This is a genomic window from Ligilactobacillus hayakitensis DSM 18933 = JCM 14209 (assembly GCF_000615845.1).
Classification (GTDB): Bacteria; Bacillota; Bacilli; order Lactobacillales; family Lactobacillaceae; genus Ligilactobacillus; species Ligilactobacillus hayakitensis.
The window spans coordinates 13,710-34,276 of record NZ_BAML01000013.1 but is presented as its reverse complement, the minus strand read 5'-3'; the positions used below and the strand labels follow the sequence as shown (position 1 = coordinate 34,276).

Genomic DNA, 20,567 nt, shown 5'->3' with positions numbered 1-20,567 from the left:
CAAATCCTCTTATCAAGTTTATTTTTTTATTGCTTTTTTGATGACTTTGGCAATCGCTGGTGCTATTAAAACCGCTACTAACGCTTCAAGGACCCCATTTATGCCTGCAACCCCTAAAAGGTAGGGTAATAATTTGTGAGTATCCACATGGTAAAGTGCCATCGAGTGATTTCGATAAAATAAATAAATCTGGCCTAAAACTAAAATTGTATTTGTTAATGATCCCATTAACGCTCCGAAATTCATACTCAAATATTCTTTGTGCGTTATTTTGAAAAATACTGCATAAACATAATATCCTACAACTCCAATTAAGACTCGTGGAAATACTGAAATCATCGGATTAACAAAAACCATTGCCGCTAGTGGACTAGTAGGTGAAACAAATGCACGAATAAAAGTAATTATCCCCCAAACTCCCCCAATCAAGGCTCCTTTTTTGGGGCCAAGTGCTAACGCTACTGCAATTACAGTTATATGAATAATTGTAATATTTAACGCTCCGGCTGGAATGTATCCTAAAAACGGGATACTTGTTTGTAAAATAATAATTGCAATAAACAACGACATTAAAATCATTGTGTAGGTTTTTTGACTATTTCTCATCCTTAACCTCGCTTTCAATTCACCATTAATAATATCACACAAAAATAGGGACTGGAAAAAATATTTCCTAGTCCCTGTGTTAATTCCGCTTGATTTTTAAAATAATCTTAGCGGGGATTTTTTTCTGCGATTAATTCTGTCGCTTGGCGTAAAACACGCTTAAATGTTGCAAAATCTTTTGGCAATACTTCTTCTTCCAAACGGAATTGTAAGTCTTCCCAAAAATCATTATTCTTATTCAAAGCGTCGCGATACTTTGAAGTAACCGATAGATGGGTTACTCGACGATCATCTGGATCGATTTTCTTTTCAACTAATTCCAAAGATAATAATTTCTTAATATGGTAATTAGTATTTGGTGTTGATTGCCCCAACAAGTTAGAAATTGTTCCAATTGTTGGATTATCCAATTGGTTAATCGCTTCTAGATAGTACATATCAATTGCCCCAAGGCGATCAAGTTCAACAATTCCTTCAGAGTAATCATGTAATCGCACTAATTGAGTGAGATTAGTCATCGCACGTTGAATTGAATTACTCATCTTCATTTTCCTCCCATTTTCTCTTATGACTACATAAGGTAAAAGCATAATTATTACATATAATAATTATCTACGATATCTATTAAAAATATCTTATCATTAATAACCCCGTACTCTTACGAGCCATTCTATACTTAAGTACTCCGTATTTTTAATATTATACTTCATCTTGTGAAAAATGTAAAATTTTGTTCCTAAAACTTTTACTGTATTGTGTCGAAAATTTATTTGATACACAATATATTGTAGTTTCATTTAAAAATATTAATTAAAAATCTCCTCAAAATTAGCAAAATACTCAATAATTTTTTCGGGTGAAAGTTGATAATTATTTTCAATCCAATCTGATAAAACTGTTAAAATTCCACCAGCCAACATGCGAGCTGTCATATTAATATCAGTTGAGGCATTCAAAAACGAATTCAACCAATTTTGGAGTTTTTCCGAGCGTAACTGTCCATGATACCCTTCAATAATGGTTTCTGTAAGCAAATCAATCATCAAATCAATTAAATTAACATCAAGATTATTAATCAAGACGTTGCGAAATAATTTATGATCGCCATCAATCGTTTCGACAATTGAGCGGATTACATTTTGGGAATCCAAATTTTCTAACATAAAAGCTTGAAAACAAAAACGCAACAAATCAAATTTATCTTCAAAATGACGATAAAATGTACTGCGGTGAACTTTAGCTTGGTTACAAATTTGATTAATTGTTATTTTTTCAAGCGGTTCTTGCCGCAAAAGGATAATAAACGCTTCTCCTAACTGATATTTTTTAGACTCTTGTTGTCTTCCCATAATTAATCGACCTTTTTGGTTAGCGTACAACAAGTACAGAAACTGGTGAATTTTTTACAATATATGCTGCTTGAGAACCAAAATACTTCTTAATTCCTGCTTTAGATAATGCTCCGATAATCAATAAATCTGGTTGGGTTTGTGGAATAACCGTCTTCACAATTTGTTCGCCTGCATTTCCTTCTGAAATCACAGTTTCTACTTTTTTAACCCCCGCTTCTAAAGCAACCTTCTTATATTCTTGAATGTGTTTTTCTAAATCAGATCTTTCACCATGAACATAGTCACGTGATAAAGCTTGATAAACATTCATTTCATTACTTTCCAAAATTGATGTGATGATTAAAGTCGCATCTAATTCAATTGCACGGCGCATCGCAACCCGAAATGCTAATTGTGCATCTTCAGAGTCATCAACCCCAACTAAAATTCGTTTAATATTCTTTACTTTTTCTGTATCCATTTAAAATACCTCCTATTTTACTTTTTACAGTCACAATTGTCTTGTGAAACACAATTACAGGCTAAAGTTTTGGGCGCACTCTTCTTTTTTTCTTTTAAAATATCCTGTAATTTGGTGATATCATCTTGCGTTAAAGTGTATTGTTCTAACACCATCGATAAGGCATTGCCCACGTGCTTTTGACAAATATTTGCAAAACTTTCAACAATTTCTTGATTAATTGTATCTTGTTCTTTAACTAACGGAAAATATTCGTAAGCTCTTCCATTGCGCTTAGTACCGACATACCCTTTTTTTACTAAACGTCCGATTAACGTTTTGGTAGTTGCAGGCTTCCAATCTTTGGTAGTTACTAAGGCATCAATTATCTGCTTACTACTCGCTTTTGATAAAGACCAAACTACTCGCATTACTTGCCATTCTGCATTACTGATTTCAGCCATATTCTCAACCTACCTTTCATTTTTATTATAATCTCTTTTAATTCATCTTCAAATACCCATTTTAAATTTAACTTTTCCTTAAAAGACAGGCCTATTAATCCATGCTAAAATATTCTTGTAAAATTTATATACTCATCAAAATGAGGGGAAAAGAAAATGAAACATAAAAATCTAATCAAAATTATTACTGCAACAACCATTGCAACAACCACGATTAGTGTTTGCCCACCAGTATTTGAAAATACCGTTCTTGCAGATACTACTCAAAATTCTAATTCACAAACACAACATACACTTCAAGCAGCTTATGTTGTTTATGGATCAGGCGTTGCAAATGATGTTTACCCTAGCTTAAATAATGTCTTGCAAACAGACTCATCATTTAAAAAATTAACTGCCACAGCCGATGATTATCGTCAATATATCAATAGTGCAAGTAATACTACAAATGCAGCTATGATTAGTTCCGTTGCGATTGCTCCTGGAGATCCTGGTTCAGGAGTTAAAGTAAACATTAAAAACTATAATGGCGAAAATAACATCACGAAAGTAACCTCCCAACAATATGCCATGGTGGCTCAAATGGCTGGTGTTACTGATGTTAGCATCGTTGTCACTGCTAACCGTGCCGTTTCTGGCGAATCAGCCTTAACTGGGGTTTATAAAGCTTTAGCTCAAGATGGTGCTCAAATCAATACCGATAATACGGCAGCTGCAAATACTATGCTTGATGCTACTCAATCTGCAATCGACGCCAACAAAGATGACGCTAATTATCCCGGAAAACTTATGGCAGCGGTTGGTGATGTTTCAAAACAAATTGCCCAACAAAAACAAGATGATCAAAATGAACTTGCAACTAAAGCAGATATTCAAGCAATGCTAGAAAAAGCCTCCAACAACGGGGAATCGCTTCGCAAACAACTAATAATCAAATTATTCAAATTGTTAATGCTTTAGTTAAATTCCAAGATTCACCAATTTCATCAAATAAATCTTATATCAACAGTGTAGACGATACGATCAACAATGTTAAAAACTCAAGCGGTAACTTAATGAATAAGGCTAAAAATTGGGCTAATAGTGCTAATTTCAACCAAACAACTGAACAAGCACAAAATTGGTTTACGAAATTTATTAACTGGATTAAAAGTCTTTTTACTTCAAATAATACCCAAAGTACACCCGATTCAATTAATGAACAATCTAGTATAAACGAATAAGAAAGAGGCGAATATTTATTCGCCTCTTTTATTGTGCCGGATCGCCTTCAACTATTTGATTGGGTGAAACGTTTTTAACAACAACACTTCCCGATTTGATAACTGCATTATCGCCAATCACTGTATTGGGCCCAATAACCACATTGTCTCCGATATAAACATTATTGCCAATTGTTATTGGCAAATCCTTAACCCAATGATTAGCACGCGCATTAGGCTCTTCGGCATGGTTAGAAGTATACATTCCGACATGTTTTCCAATATAGACATCATTGCCAATGGTCACAAGATTACAATCTATAATTTTAAAATCATCGCCAAAAAATACATTATTACCCACGTTTAAATTAAATCCAAATTCACACAGAAAACTTCCTGCAATCGTAACATTACTTCCAATATTTCCAAAAAGATTTTTTACTTGTTTTGCATTTACGTCTTCTTTATTCAGTAATCCTTTATTATATTGTCGACAAGTTTTAAAGGCATGCTCTCTTGCTTTATCAATATTCTCATCAAAATCATAGTATAACAAACCTTGATTAGTTTTATTCTTAATTGCTGTAATTTCAAATTCTAACATTATTTTTCGCACCTCAATTACTTAGTGCTATCTTAGAATGATTTATCCCTTCCGTCAACAAAAAAAGACTAGCATTCACAATGCTAGTCTTCGAATGGATTTTAAAATCCTTTGATCGTTTTTGGAATAAAGAAGTATACTCCACCGGCAACGACTACCGTAATGATACCTTTAACTACGTTAAGTTGAGTATCATCCGGTGTCACAACACTATTTTGTGCGCCTTGGTTGCTAGTAGCGATGTGGTTCACATGATCACTAGAAACGACTACGGTTGTATCAGTTGTATTAGCTTCAATCTGATAAGTTCCTACGAACAAGAATAAACTCACTAATGTTAATAAAGTTCCTACCATAATCATTAATTTCTTTTTCATGATGAGACCCACCTTTCTAAATTCACATACACATTTTTTGTTTTTCTCACATTTTATATAAATCACACTTAACGTGCACCTATTTACAACTATTATATTATCACATGGCACAAAGTGTGTATATACAGAAAGTGTACTTTTTTTGTGAATTTTTTGTGAATTCCGCTTTTTTAGGCGATTTACCTTCACACAAAAGCGCATAACACAAAAAAAGCAATCTATACTTATTAGTATAGATTACCTTTTTGTTAACTATTTTTCATTTTCTAGGTAAGCTTGGCGCCCAGCTTGTAAACCAAAAACAATTGTTTCAGCGATTGAATTTCCACCGATACGATTATTTCCATGCAGACCACCGGCAACTTCACCAGCAGCTAATAATCCGGAAATAACATTTCCATTCGTATCAAGAACATGCGTTTGTTTATCAATGTGAATTCCACCCATTGTATAGTGAATTGCGGGGGCGATTCGAATCGCATAAAATGGACCGTTTTGAATTTCACGTTCCATCCCCGTTGTTCTACCAAATTTAACATCTTCTTGAGACTTAATCGCTTGATTCCATGAAGAAACCGTTGTTTTTAAATTAGCTACATCCATTTCTAAAACTTGCGCTAATTGTTCTAAAGTCTTGCCTGTTTTAACTAATCCAACACTGTCATAAAAATCAATTGCTTTTACCCGATCTCGAATTCCTTGATCAAAAATCAAGTACGCATTGTGTTCAGGTAAACTAGTAATTGCATTTGATACGATTTTACGTGTTGATAATTCGTTAATAAATCGTTGACCTTGGGCATTAACTAAGATTGCACCTTCCCCACGAACTGCTTCTCCAATTAAGAATGCGCGGTCTGTATCTTGTTGCACCGTTGGGTGAACTTGAATCAAATTCATTTGAATAACTTGAGCATCAACTTGTTCAGCTAAAATAATTCCATCCCCAGTTGCGCCTGGATGATTGGTTGTTTTATATTCAACTAAATCAGGACGGTATTTGCGAATAATTGATTGTGAAGCACCAAATCCACCCGTGGCTAAAATAACTGTTTTAGCTTTTAAATATCTTCTTTGGCCAGCAACAATTACTTCTACCCCATGAACACGACCATTTTCTTGTAATAATTTGGTTACCATAGTTTTATTAAATACCGGTAAATTAGTTTTTTGCGCTAATTTTAAAAGATTTTCAATTAAAAATGCTCCCACAGGTGCTAATGAAGTAGGACGGTGGGTTCTCATCTTGCTCATTCCACCAGTAATTGTTAATTCGCCTAAATCAATACCATGATCACTCAACCAGTCAATTGCTAAGGCTGAATGATTTACAAAAAACTTCAAAAGTTCAGGATCGTTTAATTTTCCTCCCCCTTGATATGTTTCTTGATAAAATTCATCCATATTATCAACAATACCATGATGTAATTGAATGTTTGTTTCCGCAGCGTTCATCCCCGAAGATGCTTTATTTGTATTTCCACCAAATTTATCCATCTTTTCTAAGACAACTGCTTTTAGTCCTAATTCTTGAGCTTGTAATGCCGCACTTAATCCCGTACTTCCTGAGCCGATAACAATAACATCGTAAGAATCTTCCAATTTAGAAGCTTCCCATGGTTCAAAAATAAACTTTGCCATTTATTAAATTCTCCTTGTTACTTAGACTATGCACGATCGATATTTGTCATCTTTAATGGGTTTACCCATTCATCAAATTGTTCTTCTGTAACTTTACCAGTTGCTAAAGCAGCTTGTTTCAAAGTTGTTCCTTCTTTATCAGCTTTTTGAGCAATCATTGCACTATCGTGATACCCAATGTATGGTGATAAAGCTGTAACTGTCATCAATGAATTATCAACTAATTCTTGCATCCGCTTTTCATTAACAGTTAAACCTGCAATCATTTTATCAGCAAAACCATACATTGTTCCTGTAAGAACATCAGCTGATTCTAAGAAAGCTTCAATTAAAACTGGTTTATAAACATTCATTTCAAAGTTTCCTTGAGATGATGCTAAATCAACAACCACGTCATTTCCCATTACACGAACTGCAGCCATTGTGATTGCTTCTGCTTGAGTAGGATTTACTTTTCCTGGCATAATTGATGATCCTGGTTCATTAGCTGGAATGTTTAATTCTCCATAACCAGCACGTGGCCCTGAAGCCAAGAAGCGCACATCATTGGCAATCTTCATTAAATCTGAAGCTAAAGTTTTAATTGCCCCATGAACCACATTTAAGTTTGAGTGATGTGATAAACCATAGAACTTGTTGCTCTTAGCTGTAAATTCGTGACCGTAAACCTTACCAACTTTTTTAGCAATTTCATCAGCAAAACCAGGAGCTGCATTAAGACCAGTCCCAACTGCAGTTCCCCCCATAGCTAATTCAAGTAATGTGCTATCAAGTTGCTTTAAGTATGATAAGTCATGTTCTAAAGCAGAAACCCATCCAGAAACTTCTTGACCAAAAGTTAAAGGTGTTGCGTCTTGTAAGTGAGTGCGACCAATTTTTACAACTTTCCAATATTGTTCTTGTTTCTTCTTTAATTCATCAATTAAATGTTGAACTGATTCTTCCAATTTAGCAACTGCATCAGCAGCGACAATATTCATTGCAGTTGGATAGATATCATTTGAACTTTGACCTTTATTTACATCATCATTAGGTAAAATTTCAATTTCAGGATTCAACTTTGCTGCTTGATGAGCAACAACTTCGTTACAGTTCATATTAGTTTGAGTACCAGAACCTGTTTGGTAAACTTTTAAAGGAAAATCTTGACGTAATTCTTCATCACTTAATTCAAGTAAAGTATCAATACTTTTAACGATTAAATTACCTTTTTCGGCGCTGATTTGATCTAATTCCATATTAGATTGAGCTGCAGCTTTTTTAATTTGTAATAAAGCACGGATAATTTCAATCGGCATAAAGCGTCCCGTAGGAAAATTATTACGTGAACGTTCTGTTTGTGCGCCCCAGAGAGCGTTAACTGGAATTTTTACTTCGCCAAGTGTATCTTCTTCAATACGATAGTCTTTCATTGCGGTATCCTCCCATAATAAATAATTATTTTATAACTTTATGATATAATTCACATAATAATTAAGTCAACTATTTTAAGCGAATATTCAAAATTCGAATTTTCTGCCTAACATATTGCTATTTAAAGGCGTTTTAGCTTTGATTTTCATAAATTATTTCCAACAATCTTTTTTGTTTATCTTTACACAAACCTCTTTGAATAAATTTAAAGTTTTCTTATAACCTAATTAAAACAATCTATGATATACTTACAAATAATAAAAAAAAGGAGTGATTTTATGCCTACTATTCTTACCAATATCTTGCATTGGATGTTAGCAAGTATATTTTTTGCCTTAGGCGGGATCGGACTTGCTTTACCTATTATTCCACAAGTTCCCTTTTTCCTTCTTGCAATTTTCTTTGCCTCAAAGGCATCCCCTAAATTTCATAAATGGATTCAAAAGCAAAAGATTTATCAAAAAATCATCACTCCAATAAAAAAATCTATCAAAAACAAGCAAAAATTATCTTGGATACAATTAGCCCTTGTTAAATTATTAGGTATAAAAAGCTAAACATTGATACTAAAAACTATCTTTTTAGTCAAATAAAAAACGTTAGAAATCTACGCTTAAGCAACGTAATTTCTAACGCTTTTTTTGTATTAAAAATTTTTAATTTCTTTTATTTATTTCTTTTTTTAATTACTAAACCAGACATTCCTGCAATTACAGCAGCCACTGCTCCAGCGATTACTGTTTTAACTGATGTTGTTGTTTCATCATTTGATGCCATCACATTTTCAGTTTTTACTTTTGATTTAGAAGCTTGCTTAACTGGAGTATTTTCCTTAGTTTCTTGAGCACTTGTTTCTTGAGCACTTGTTACGGCTGTATCAGCAGCCTTAATTACTGGTACAAATTGGTTTGTCACAACTTCAACTGCTTGAGGCGCATTAGTTACTGTCTTAGCCACATTTGAGATAACGTGACTTACATTAAATGTATCCTTTGATTCTTGTTGACTTTGTACACCATTATTTACTGCTGTAACAGCAGTATTTTCTTTTGCAGTAGCAGCTAGCTTAACTGGGTTGTTGTTTACTTTTTGAAGTTCACTACTTGGTTTTACTTCTGCGTTTTCTTTTACAACAGCAGCTGCTTTAACTGGGTTGTTGTTTACTTTTTGAAGTTCACTACTTGGTTTTACTTCTGTGTTTTCTTTTACAACAGCAGTTGGTTTAACTGGGTTGCTGTTTACTTTTTGAAGTTCACTGCTTGGTTTTACTTCTGTGTTTTCTTTTACAACAAAGTCATGTTTAATTGGGTTATAAATAATTTTTGGAAGTTCCTTACTTTGTTTAACTTCACTATCTTTTGCTACTACTGCAGCTTTATCATCAGATTCAGTTACATTAACCTTACCACGTTGATCTACTTTAGCTACAACTGATACTTCTGGTTTAGCAGCTGGTTTGTTAGCCTTATTCAACTTAGCATCCATTTCTACTTGAGCATTTGCAATAAGTTCATGCTTCTTAGCAGCAATTTGAGTAATCTTCTTATCACGATCTTGTTGGGCAAGATTAATCTTCTTATCCATTTCATTTTTAGCATCGCTGATTGCAGCATTTAATTTACTTTGAACATTAGCTAAGTTTTGACTTAATTGATCTTTCAAACTACTAATACGTTCATTAGCTTGGGCAACACTTGCCTTTTTGCTTGCTCTAAAGTTATCTAAAGCAACTTTGGCAGCGTTATACTTATCTGTTGCAACCTTTAAACTGTTAGCAGCAGTATTATATGCAGCTTGTTGTTTTTCAAATTTTGACTTAACCAAGTTCAAAGCTGCATTACGACCGTTTTGAAGTGCTTGATTAATTTTATTTGTTGATTGAAGTATGTAATCACCTTGTTGAACAACATATTTAGCGCGTAAAGCTACATCTCTAGTAGTATAGTCATGTTCTTTTTCAGCCACGTTAGCATAGTAGTCACAAAGATAATCATTCACTGGTTTGGCCATTTCCCAAATTAAAACATATGGAGTTTGTGAAGTAGGATTATATTGAAGTGCCAAGCCCATATATTCTGCATTTCTGAAGTTTCTAGTATGACCGCCTTGGTTTGCAGGACTTTCATCCATGTATACCATTGTTGTTGCAGTATTTAAAATTGCTAATTTCAATTCCAACATTGTTGTGTAACCTTTTGAAATAGCTGTACGTCCAAATGCATCTAATGATAGATTTTCAGCTGTACTAATTAAACCTTGTGCTAAAAATGTTTTTTGATATCTTACACCAAAGTTTTGGTGATTGTAATCAAGATTATTAGCTAGTCGAACTTGAACTAAGTCTTCTGTTGCTTGTTGAACATTTCTATTAAACTTAACGTTATCAAGTCCTTGTGCTTTTCTCCATGAATTTACAAGAGTCACAGCATAATCTGCAAGTTCTAATTTTTGGTTATCTGTTAAATTACCATTGTAAATTTTAGCAGATGTATCATCTTTTGGTGCATAGTAGTAAGTCATATAATGTGATCTTTCTGCACGTGTTTGAGCTGTTGTTTGTGGTGCTACTAAAGTTGTTGGAAGTTGTGCTTCACTTGAAATAATATTTTCAGCATTATAAGTAGGTGCACTCACTGGATTATTAGAGCTATCAACACCGTGTACTTGACTTGCTGGTACTGCGGTTGTGTACTTTTTAATAGCTTCTTTATATTCTGAAGTATTTTTAGCAGCTGCTTGCGCTTGATCTAAAGTAACCTTTGCATCATTAACTTGTTGTTGTTCGCTCACAACTGCTTGTTGAGCAGCTTCAAGTTCTTGAAGATACTTATTTTCTTGTTCAGAATAGTTTACATTCGCTTGATTCACTTGGTTAACTTGAATATTAAACTGATTCTTTAACTCTGCTTGTTGAGCATTTGCATCTTGAGTTAATTTAGTTACATTATCATTATATTCTTGTTGTACATTTTGTACTGTAACTTGATAAGCTTGATTTGCTTGGTTCACTTGTTGTTGACTTTGAGCTTCAATGTTATTTACAACATGATTGTATTCAGTTTTGGGATCAACAACATTTTGCGTACTTTGTTCGTTAGCAACTTGTGGATTTACGTTATCGGCATTAACCTTTTGTGCTGCAATTCCCATTAAAACAGCATTTGACAATAATGAAACAGTTATTAATTTCTTGTTTTCCATAGCGATTACCTCTTTTTTATTTTTTCACACTTTGTTTATTACACATTGAGTATAACACTTACATCAACGTTTCACAATATGTTTTTTCATATTTTGTTAATTTTTTTTAAGAACAAAAACCAATACTCTTTCTTTATACACCGAAAGAACGCTGATATTATAAAGTTTAACCAAAAAAATAGCCCCATATATTTTTTGAAAATTAAAAACCTTATATACACATTATGAATAAATTGGATAAAATAAAAAGAGTGTTTTTTTGAAAAACACTCTTTGTTTACACATTATATATAACAGGTATAATTTTTAATCTTTCAACGCTGCTTTTAATGCTAAAGCTAATGCGCTTTCTTGTGGTTCATCATCTTGATTAATCTTATTAAGGAGTCGACGTTCCTCTTTTTTTGTCATCTTTTTCTTCTTTTTATCAGTTGGTTTTTCAGTGGTTCCGTCAAACTTACATCTGAAATAAACTCCATTTTTACCTTCAATTAATAACATCTTTTTATGGCATTGTGGGCAGCGGTGATTTGATACTTTCGCATCTTTACGACGACGATAGTTACAACTTTGATTTGAACAAACATAGAGTTCTCCATCACGGGTTTTCTTTACCTTCAAGAAACTATCGCAATCAGGACATTTTTTCTTAGTTAATGAGAAATCTTTATAGCTTTGATTACTATTTTTAATTTCCGCCACTAATTTTTTCGTATCTTGTTTAATATCTTGAATGAATTTTTGCTGTTTTAATTTTCCTAAGGCAATATTTTCTAGTTGTTGTTCCCACTTAGCGGTTAATTTGGGCGATACTAGTTCAGGGTTTACCAAATTCAAAAGTTGCTTGCCCTTTGGCGTTACTTTCAAACCATTCCCAACGCGTTCCATCATTTGAGTATTAACTAATTTTTCAATAATTTCCGCACGCGTTGCCGGTGTTCCCAAGCCAAATTTTTCCATTTGCATCAACAAGCTCGCTTCACTTAATGGGCTTGGTGGGATAGTTAGTTTTTCTTCAATCTTAAATTTAGAATCTATTTTTTGATTTTCTTTCAATACAATTCCATTTGTATCTTCAGTTTCTTGCTTCCATCCTAAATCTAATACTTTTTTACCTTTAAAGATGAAAACTTCATTTCCAAAATAAACATGGCTTGTAATTTGTTCTTGTTTAAAGGGTTCTGCAAAAATACCTAAAAAACGGTTAACGATTAAATTATATATGCGTTGTTCATCATTCGTATATTTGGCAAAATCAGGAACTTGCTCTGTTGGAATTAAGGCATGGTGATCTGAAACTTTACTGTCATTAAAGACTGACGTTTTAACCACTTTAGCTCCTTTTTTTAAAATTTCTTCCGCCTTTTTAGAACTACGCTTAATCGCATTCAACCGCTCTTTTAAAGTCGCTTTAATATCATTTGACAGATACTTACTATCCGTTCGCGGATATGATACCGTTTTATGCACTTCATATAAACGTTGAACTAAGCCTAATGTTTTTTTAGCTGAATACCCGTAACGTTGGTTAGCATCCCTTTGTAAATCAGTTAGGTCATATAGCGTTGGTGCTGGTTGTTTTTTGATTTTTCTTTCGACTTTTTTTACTTGCCCTACATTTTTTTGTAATTCGCTTATCTTTTGTTCAGCTTGATTCCTTGAAGTAAATTCAAATTGATTTTTTTGAACTAAACTAGCATTTTGTCCATCAACTGTTAAGTTAATTTGAAAATATTTCTTTGGAATAAATTTTTCAATTTTTTCTTCTTGTTGACGAACTAATGCAAGGGTTGGTGTTTGAACACGTCCAGCTGATAAATTATCGTCATATTTTACCGTGAGCGCACGCGTAACGTTTAAACCAATTAACCAATCCGCGGTTGCCCTAGCTAAAGCAGATTCATAGAGATTATCATAATTTTTAGCTGGTTTAAGATTTTTAAACCCATCACGCACCGCTTTATCCGTTTGTGATGAAATCCAAAGCCGACTAATTTTTTTGTTCGCCCGAACGTATTGTAAAATCCATCGTGCAACTAGTTCTCCTTCTCTTCCGGCGTCAGTCGCAATCACAATCTCATCAATATCTTTTCGTTTAACTAACTGCGAAATTGTCGCCAACTGTCCTCTAGACTTTGGTAGTGGTTTAATGCCAATAAATTTTGGAATCATTGGTAAAGTTTCACTCTGCCATTTTTGCCAATCTTTATTCAAATCTTCTGGCATTTTTAAGCCTAACAAGTGACCTAATGCCCAAGTAACGACATACTGCTTTCCTTCTAGATAATTCTTTTTTTGTGTATCAGCCTTTAAGATTCGCGCTATATCTCTAGCTACACTTGGTTTTTCGGCTAAAATTAATTTTTTCATTGTCATCCTCTTTTATCAATCTATTAATACTACAATCATACCAAATCTTAATAAGACTATCCAAAATAATTAAGAACCATTATACTTGGTTTGAGGTGATAAAATGAACGACCAAATTAATTTAAAAAATCCTAAAATAATCAATCAAATTAAGCATGCAAAAAAAATTTGGGAAGAATATAATCACCAAATTAATAACAATAATTATTATGACTATTTCCTCTTAGCACAAACCTTCAAATATTTAGGTGATGATCCTTATATTGAACCTAATTTTAAATTCAAAATTGGTAGTAATATTTCTTTTGGATCCAATTCTTTTATCAATCACGATACAACAATTATTGATTTTGCCCCTGTAACAATCGGGGATAATGTTAATATCGCACCTAAAACCGCAATTTACACTGCTGATTTTACTGAAGACCCTAATATTTTAAAAATTGCTGCAGTCACCATTTCTGATAACGTCTGGATTGGTGCCAATAGTATCATTCTACCAGGAGTCACCATTGGTAAAAACGCAATTGTCGGTGCCGGCAGTGTCGTAACTAAAGATGTTCCAGAAAATATGGTTGTTGTCGGAAATCCTGCCAAAATTTTACGTCCGATTAATTTTGATGACTCCAATAGTTAAAAAACTAGTAACTGCTATTTCAAAGGAATGGCTGATTACTAGTTTTTTGGTACACAAAAAATAGGTTCTATAATATTCTGTACTGATGAGAATTTTAAAATGTATTTTAAGATTCTCATCAGTATTTTTTGGTGTAAAATTGTACAAAAAAAGAAGTCGACTGAACCCCCGTTTCTCTAAGGAAGGATTGACTTCTCTATGTCTAATATTATTAAATTTCTTCATCAGTGTATTAATTGACAAAGAAACAAAAACATCCCATGAAGATTCATGGGATGTCCAAATGTTGATATAAAATATATTAACGTTTTGAGAATTGTGAAGCTTTACGAGCTTTCTTAAGACCTGGCTTCTTACGTTCTTTCATACGAGCATCACGTGTTAATAAGCCAGCAGCTTTTAATGCAGCGCGGAAGTCTGGATCAACTTCAAGCAATGCACGTGCAATCCCGTGACGAGTTGCACCAGCTTGACCTGAGAAGCCACCACCGTTAACGTTAACTAAAACGTCATATTGACCTTTTGTTTCAGTAACGCCAAATGGTTGAATCATGTCTTCACGAATGTCTGCGAATGGAATGTATTCTTCAACAGACTTACCGTTCATCGTGATCTTACCAGAACCTGGTACTAAACGAACACGTGCAACGGAGTTTTTACGACGGCCTGTGCCATAATATTGTACTTTAGCCACTTTGCAATTCCTCCTAGATTAATTTGTTAATGTCTAATACTTCTGGTTGTTGTGCTTCATGTTTGTGATCAGCACCACGGTAAACGTGTAACTTCTTAGCTTGTTGACGGCCAAGTGTACCCTTTGGAAGCATACCCTTAACAGATAATGCTAATAACTTTTCAGGGTCGTTTTCACGATAGTCACCAGCTGTACGAGCCTTTAAACCACCTGGGTGGTTTGAGTGGTGGTAGTAAATCTTATCTGAAGCTTTACGACCTGTTAATGCAACTTTTTCTGCATTGATAACAATAACATTGTCACCTGTATCTACGTTAGGTGTAAATGTTGGTTTATTCTTACCACGTAAGATAGTAGCAACTGCTGATGAAAGACGTCCCAAAGGTACATCTGTTGCATCAACAACATACCATTTACGTTCTACTTCGCCTGGTTTTGCAATATATGTTGTACGCACGTTAAATTCCTCCATTTGTTGTATGCATGTTTGACAAACAATAAGTTTTAACGGGGCTTACTGTGGGGCAAACAATACCAAGTACTATATTATAATTAAATAGCAAATTAGTCAATATATTTTAAATGAGTTTTTTAATCTAATTTAAAATTTCAATCGTAATAAACTTCCTTCAAATATAACCCACTTGCAGGCGCTGTTTGACGTGCTTCATTTCGATCTTTAACTTCGTATAAACGTAAAAAATCATGAATATCACGACGACCATTACCTATTTCTAACAATACAGCTACCATGATTCGAACTTGATTATATAAAAAGCCATTGCCAAAGAATTCAAAAATAATTTCATCATTTTCTTTATCTTCTCTAACTGTTGCTTCATAAATTGTTCTTACATGACTTTTTACATGGCTTCCTGAAGCAACAAAACTTGAATAATCATGAGTTCCTTCAACATCTGGCATTGCTTGTTTAATTCGTTCAACATCCAATTTAAACTTATAATGACCTGTATAATTACGCTTAAACGGATTAACAAATTCTCCTCTAGCAACTCGATACATATATCTCTTTCCATGAGTTGTAAAACGTGAATGAAAATCTTTATCGACAATTTCACAAGCTTTAACTTCACAATCAAGGGGCAACATACTATTTAATCCTCTTAGCATCCCATTGGCACTCATTTCATGAGGAAAATCAAAATGCACTACTTGTCCTAAAGCATGAACCCCTGAATCAGTTCTTCCTGATCCATGAACCGTAATATAATCATCTAATTTACTCATTTTATTAACAGCTTTTTCTAGTACCGATTGCACCGTTCTTTGATTAGGTTGAGCTTGGAATCCAGCAAAATTTGTTCCATCATATGCTAATGTTATTTTAAATCGTTGACTCACAATTTTCCTCCTAATAATTTCTAAAAATTAATAATAATATTGTGATAATTATAAAAGTAATAATTAAACCTGTATCTCGTAGATGCCACTTCATCACTCTAAATTTTGTTCGTCCATCGCCACCACGATATCCACGAGCTTCCATCGCTACTGCTAAATCTTCCGCCCGATTAAATGCCGATACAAATAATGGAATCAAAATTGGGATGACAGCTTTAATGCGACTAATTATGCTTCCTTCACCGAAGTTAACCCCACGTGATTTTTGCGCGTTCATAATTTTTACCGTCTCATCCATCAAAGTTGGCACAAAGCGTAATGCAATTGATAACATTAATGCAATTTCATGAACCGGAACTTTCAAATATCTTAGTGGCTTGATTAACGCTTCAACCGCATCGGCAATTTCCAATGGGGCAGTTGTCAGCGTCAATAACGTTGACATGACAATTATTAACACAAATCTAAAAAAGACATAGACCCCATTAACTATCCCTGCTTTAGATAACGTAAGTGGACCATAGCTCCAAATTACATGTCCGCCAGGAGTAAAAAAGACTTGCAGCGCTACAGTAAATAAGATTAGCCATATTAACGGGATGATTCCTTTAAAAAAGAAACTTATTTTGATTTTTGACAACACAATTCCACACAAGGCTAGTAATAATAATATTGCGTATGTTATATAATTATTAGCTAAAAAAATAATACAGATAAAATAAAAACTCATCATCAATTTACTACGTGGATCCATTCGATGAATTAAAGAGTTTCCATTAAGATATCGTCCTAATAATAACTTATTCATGTTGTATTCCTCTCTTTTCTAATTCATCAACTAATTCACTTAGCGTTAAGGGCATTTTTTCAAAATTAATCCCTTTAGCTTGAAGCTCAAAAGCAAATTCCATTGCTTGTGGCAATGAAAGATGATGTTTTACTATCCATTGTTTATTTTTAAATAGCTCACGCGGCGTTGTGTCAGCGATTTTTTTGCCATCTTCTAACACGATAACATGATCTGCATAATCAGCAACATCATTCATTTGATGAGTTACCAATATAATTGTCATCTTATATTCTTGATGTAACTTATAAAAAAGATCCATGATTTGCTTTCTTCCAATTGGATCGAGACCGGCAGTTGGTTCATCTAAAATTAAAATTTTAGGTTGCATCGCAATAATTCCCGCAATTGCAACGCGGCGCATTTGCCCACCGGATAATTCAAAAGGTGATTTTTCAAATAATGATTCTGATAAACCCACCATTTTAGCGGCTTTTTTTGCCACTTCATTGGCCTGTTGGTCACTCATTCCAAAATTTTTGGGTGCAAAAGCAATATCTTTGATAACCGTTTCTTCAAAAAGTTGTGATTCTGGAAATTGAAAAATAAATCCAACATCTTTACGTAAGGCATTTAAATCGCGATTTTTAGTATCCTTATCAATCTTTAAACCATTTACCGATAAATATCCCTCACTAGGCTTTAAAAGCCCGTTAAAGTGCTGTAAAAGCGTAGATTTACCACTTCCAGTATGACCAACGATTGCGGTATAACTTCCATCATCAATTTCTAGACTAATTTGATGTAAAGCTTGATACTCTAGAGGCGTATCACTTTCATATGAATAACTAATATTATTTAATTTAATTGACATAGCCAATCAATCAACTCACTTCTCGTTAAATATTTATTTGGTACCTTGTATCCCCTTTTTTTTAGCTCATTAGCTATTTTTTGTGGGTAAGGAATGTCAAGTCCTAAAGTGTTCATTTCGTTAATATTATAAAAGACTTCTGCTGGAGAGCCTTGAGTTATTATTTCACCATCATTTAAAACAAGAACCCGATCAGCCAATGTTGCTTCATCAATGTCATGAGTAATAGAAATAACAGTAAAGTTTTTTTCCTTTCGTAACTTATTAATTAAGTTAATCAATTCAATTCGTCCTTCAGGATCAAGCATACTAGTTGCCTCATCTAAGATAATTATTTCAGGTTCAAGTGCGATTGCACTGGCAATAGCAACCCGTTGCTTTTGACCACCGGATAAATGACTAGGATCATGCTCGGCAAATTTTTCCATATTAACAAGTTTCAAAGCTTCATTAACACGAACAATCATTTCCTCTCGAGGAATCCCACGGTTTTCTAATCCAAATGCGATATCGCTCATCACATCAGCACCTACAAATTGATTATCTGGATTTTGAAATACCATAGCGATTTTAGCTCGTACGTCCCATAAGGTATCATAATTTAAATTGATATTATCAACGATGATTTCTCCACTTAAAGGCTTTAAAAGTCCATCAATTAAGCGTGCTAGGGTACTTTTCCCACTGCCGTTATGTCCAATTAATGCAATCCATTCTCCTTTGAAAATATCAAAAGAGATATCATTTAAAATTACATTATCTTGATTTGGATATTGGAATTTTAAATTCTCAATTGAAATAATTTTATTATCCATTTCAATTACCTTTCTAATATAAATATAGGACTATAATAACATATCTAGCATCAATTTACATTTTCTAGCTGTTAGTCAATTTAAAATTACAAAAAAAGAGGATAGATTCCTCTATCCTCTTTTCGTAGAATGCTTTAAACTATATCAGAATAACAACATTATACTTCTGAAAAAAAAATCACTTTTTATGACGAAGATTCGTAGCGAACTACTACTTTGGACTAGACTCGGTAATATCCCAACATCATAACGCCCAATTATCGCCATAAAAGTGACAATTGATAATATTTAATTATCTAAAGTTTAGTCGACTAATTCTAGCACAACCATTTTTGCAGCGTCCCCACGACGTTGTTCCATCTTGTGGATGCGTGTGTAACCACCGTTACGTTCTGCAAAGCGTGGTGCAAGATCATCAAATAACTTTTGTAAAGCTGATTGTTCTTTCATTGTTTCTTCGTTGAAATCTGCAACAACGTTCATAACGAAAGCAGCAGCACGACGACGTGAAGCTAAATCACCTTTTTTACCTAAAGTAATCATCTTTTCAGCAAACTTACGTACTTCTTTAGCACGTGTTTCTGTTGTAACGATTTTTTCGTTAACCAACAAATCAGTAGTTAAGTTACGTAACATTGCTTTACGGTGTGCACTTGTGCGCCCTAATTTACGGTAAGCCATGAATAAATTCCCTCCCTTTAGTAATTAATTTCTAATCATCTTGACGTAATGATAAACCTAACTTAGTTAATTTTGCCTTAACTTCGTCAAGTGACTTACGTCCTAAGTTACGTACCTTCATCATGTCAGCTTCAGACTTGTTAGTCAATTCTTGAACTGTATTGATACCGGCACGCTTTAAGCAATTGTATGAACGAACTGATAAATCAAGCTCTTCAATTGTCATTTCTAACATTTTTTCTTTGTGTGTTTCTTCTTTTTCCACCATGATTTCAGTGTTCTTAGCTTCGTCTGTTAAATCAACAAACAATGATAAGTGTTCTGAAAGAATCTTAGCAGATAAACTGATAGCTTCACTTGGTGAAATAGAACCATTTGTCCACACATCAAGAGTTAATTTATCAAAATCATTTCTTTGACCAACACGTGTTTTTTCTACTTGGTAGTTGACACGTTCGATCGGGGTATAAATTGAGTCGATTGGTAATACACCAATTGGCATATCTCCAGCAAGTTCCTTGTTATCATTTGCAGAAACATAACCACGACCCTTGTTAGCATTCATCCGAACATGGAATGAAGCACCTTCAGCGACAGTAGCAATGTATTGTTCTGGATTAAGCACTTCAACATCACTGTTACCTTTAATATCAGCAGCAGTTACTTCCATCGGACCTTTGACATCAATTTCTAATGCTTGTCCTTCTTCAGAAGAAATGTTTAAAGCAACCTTCTTCAAATTCAAAATGATAGTTGTAACGTCTTCAATAACACCTTCAACAGTTGAAAATTCATGAAGAACTCCATCAATTTGAACATCAGTAATTGCGGCACCTGGTAATGAAGATAGTAAAATTCGACGTAATGAATTTCCTAAAGTAGTACCATAGCCACGTTCAAGTGGTTCAACTACAAACTTTCCGTAGTTGTCACTTTCTTCGATTTGGTGAATTTTTGGTTTTTCAAATTCGATCATTCTTATCTTTACCCCTTTCAAAACGTAACGTGTAATTTGGTTATAACATTATGAGTCTTCTCAAAATGAATA

General features: G+C 33.8%; 21 protein-coding genes and 1 pseudogene. 3 read left to right on the top strand and 19 right to left on the bottom strand.

All coding sequences use genetic code 11. The annotated features are described in order from the left end of the window. Positions 1 to 18: 18 nt before the first annotated feature. From JCM14209_RS05070 to JCM14209_RS05050, 5 genes are all read right to left on the bottom strand, one after another. Entirely contained in the window at positions 19 to 606 is a 588-nt protein-coding gene (locus JCM14209_RS05070; protein WP_025022480.1) for an ECF transporter S component, read from the bottom strand. Between the two features lie 107 nt (positions 607 to 713). Then, positions 714 to 1,148, bottom strand: coding sequence for a MarR family winged helix-turn-helix transcriptional regulator (locus tag JCM14209_RS05065; RefSeq protein WP_025022479.1), 435 nt, complete (start codon positions 1,146 to 1,148; stop codon positions 714 to 716). A 264-nt stretch (positions 1,149 to 1,412) separates the two neighbouring features. After that, positions 1,413 to 1,955, bottom strand: coding sequence for a TetR/AcrR family transcriptional regulator (locus JCM14209_RS05060; RefSeq protein ID WP_025022478.1), 543 nt, complete (start codon positions 1,953 to 1,955; stop codon positions 1,413 to 1,415). 19 nt (positions 1,956 to 1,974) lie between these two features. Then, positions 1,975 to 2,418 (bottom strand): universal stress protein, encoded by a 444-nt coding sequence (locus tag JCM14209_RS05055; RefSeq protein WP_025022477.1) that lies wholly within the window; start codon positions 2,416 to 2,418, stop codon positions 1,975 to 1,977. Positions 2,419 to 2,435: 17 nt separating this feature from the next. Next, a complete protein-coding gene (locus tag JCM14209_RS05050; protein WP_025022476.1) occupies positions 2,436 to 2,861 on the bottom strand; it encodes a CopY/TcrY family copper transport repressor in 426 nt (141 codons plus the stop codon). Between the two features lie 156 nt (positions 2,862 to 3,017). Between JCM14209_RS05050 and JCM14209_RS09105 the strand changes: the two are divergent. Beyond that, positions 3,018 to 4,084, top strand: a pseudogene (locus tag JCM14209_RS09105) (DUF1002 domain-containing protein). Between the two features lie 28 nt (positions 4,085 to 4,112). Here the strand turns inward: JCM14209_RS09105 and JCM14209_RS05040 are convergent. The 4 genes from JCM14209_RS05040 to JCM14209_RS05025 all read right to left on the bottom strand — a co-directional run bounded on the left by JCM14209_RS05040 (position 4,113) and on the right by JCM14209_RS05025 (position 8,097). After that, on the bottom strand, positions 4,113 to 4,667 hold the full coding sequence (locus tag JCM14209_RS05040) for a maltose acetyltransferase domain-containing protein (protein ID WP_025022475.1): 555 nt from the start codon (positions 4,665 to 4,667) through the stop codon (positions 4,113 to 4,115). Positions 4,668 to 4,768: 101 nt separating this feature from the next. Then, complete coding sequence (locus tag JCM14209_RS05035) at positions 4,769 to 5,044, bottom strand: hypothetical protein (protein ID WP_025022474.1); 276 nt, start codon at positions 5,042 to 5,044, stop codon at positions 4,769 to 4,771. A gap of 252 nt (positions 5,045 to 5,296) precedes the next feature. Beyond that, a complete protein-coding gene (locus JCM14209_RS05030; protein WP_025022473.1) occupies positions 5,297 to 6,685 on the bottom strand; it encodes a flavocytochrome c in 1,389 nt (462 codons plus the stop codon). 26 nt (positions 6,686 to 6,711) lie between these two features. After that, positions 6,712 to 8,097 (bottom strand): class II fumarate hydratase, encoded by a 1,386-nt coding sequence (locus JCM14209_RS05025; protein ID WP_025022472.1) that lies wholly within the window; start codon positions 8,095 to 8,097, stop codon positions 6,712 to 6,714. A 279-nt stretch (positions 8,098 to 8,376) separates the two neighbouring features. On the opposite strand from JCM14209_RS05025, the gene JCM14209_RS05020 reads away from it, so the two are divergent. Beyond that, the gene (locus tag JCM14209_RS05020) at positions 8,377 to 8,655 is read left to right on the top strand and encodes a DUF454 family protein (RefSeq protein ID WP_025022471.1); all 279 of its coding nucleotides are present in this window, start codon (positions 8,377 to 8,379) and stop codon (positions 8,653 to 8,655) included. Positions 8,656 to 8,764: 109 nt separating this feature from the next. Here JCM14209_RS05020 and JCM14209_RS05015 read toward each other — a convergent pair whose 3' ends face one another. Next, positions 8,765 to 11,299, bottom strand: coding sequence for an SEC10/PgrA surface exclusion domain-containing protein (locus tag JCM14209_RS05015; protein WP_025022470.1), 2,535 nt, complete (start codon positions 11,297 to 11,299; stop codon positions 8,765 to 8,767). 306 nt (positions 11,300 to 11,605) lie between these two features. Next, positions 11,606 to 13,669 carry a DNA topoisomerase III gene (locus JCM14209_RS05010; protein ID WP_025022469.1) on the bottom strand — a complete coding sequence of 688 codons (2,064 nt, stop codon included), beginning with the start codon at positions 13,667 to 13,669 and terminating at the stop codon, positions 11,606 to 11,608. Between the two features lie 103 nt (positions 13,670 to 13,772). Between JCM14209_RS05010 and JCM14209_RS05005 the strand changes: the two genes are divergently transcribed. After that, positions 13,773 to 14,306, top strand: coding sequence for a sugar O-acetyltransferase (locus JCM14209_RS05005; RefSeq protein ID WP_025022468.1), 534 nt, complete (start codon positions 13,773 to 13,775; stop codon positions 14,304 to 14,306). 301 nt (positions 14,307 to 14,607) lie between these two features. On the opposite strand, the gene rpsI is transcribed toward JCM14209_RS05005, so the two are convergent. The 8 genes from rpsI to JCM14209_RS04965 form a co-directional block, all read right to left on the bottom strand. Then, entirely contained in the window at positions 14,608 to 15,000 is a 393-nt protein-coding gene (rpsI, locus tag JCM14209_RS05000; RefSeq protein WP_025022467.1) for a 30S ribosomal protein S9, read from the bottom strand. A 13-nt stretch (positions 15,001 to 15,013) separates the two neighbouring features. Further along, positions 15,014 to 15,457 carry a 50S ribosomal protein L13 gene (gene rplM / locus JCM14209_RS04995; RefSeq protein WP_025022466.1) on the bottom strand — a complete coding sequence of 148 codons (444 nt, stop codon included), beginning with the start codon at positions 15,455 to 15,457 and terminating at the stop codon, positions 15,014 to 15,016. A gap of 152 nt (positions 15,458 to 15,609) precedes the next feature. After that, positions 15,610 to 16,362, bottom strand: a complete 753-nt coding sequence (gene truA, locus JCM14209_RS04990; RefSeq protein ID WP_025022465.1) for a tRNA pseudouridine(38-40) synthase TruA — start codon at positions 16,360 to 16,362, stop codon at positions 15,610 to 15,612. A gap of 10 nt (positions 16,363 to 16,372) precedes the next feature. Next, positions 16,373 to 17,170, bottom strand: a complete 798-nt coding sequence (locus JCM14209_RS04985) for an energy-coupling factor transporter transmembrane component T family protein (RefSeq protein WP_025022464.1) — start codon at positions 17,168 to 17,170, stop codon at positions 16,373 to 16,375. Next, positions 17,163 to 18,023: an energy-coupling factor transporter ATPase gene (locus JCM14209_RS04980; protein ID WP_035519968.1), complete on the bottom strand. Its 861-nt coding sequence runs from the start codon at positions 18,021 to 18,023 to the stop codon at positions 17,163 to 17,165. Before JCM14209_RS04980 ends, JCM14209_RS04985 begins: the two co-directional genes overlap by 8 nt. Continuing rightward, complete coding sequence (locus JCM14209_RS04975; RefSeq protein WP_025022462.1) at positions 18,008 to 18,838, bottom strand: energy-coupling factor ABC transporter ATP-binding protein; 831 nt, start codon at positions 18,836 to 18,838, stop codon at positions 18,008 to 18,010. The genes JCM14209_RS04980 and JCM14209_RS04975 overlap by 16 nt, the downstream gene beginning before the upstream one ends. A gap of 303 nt (positions 18,839 to 19,141) precedes the next feature. Further along, positions 19,142 to 19,519 carry a 50S ribosomal protein L17 gene (gene rplQ, locus JCM14209_RS04970; RefSeq protein ID WP_025022461.1) on the bottom strand — a complete coding sequence of 126 codons (378 nt, stop codon included), beginning with the start codon at positions 19,517 to 19,519 and terminating at the stop codon, positions 19,142 to 19,144. Between the two features lie 31 nt (positions 19,520 to 19,550). Beyond that, the gene (locus JCM14209_RS04965; protein WP_025022460.1) at positions 19,551 to 20,495 is read right to left on the bottom strand and encodes a DNA-directed RNA polymerase subunit alpha; all 945 of its coding nucleotides are present in this window, start codon (positions 20,493 to 20,495) and stop codon (positions 19,551 to 19,553) included. Positions 20,496 to 20,567: the final 72 nt, after the last annotated feature.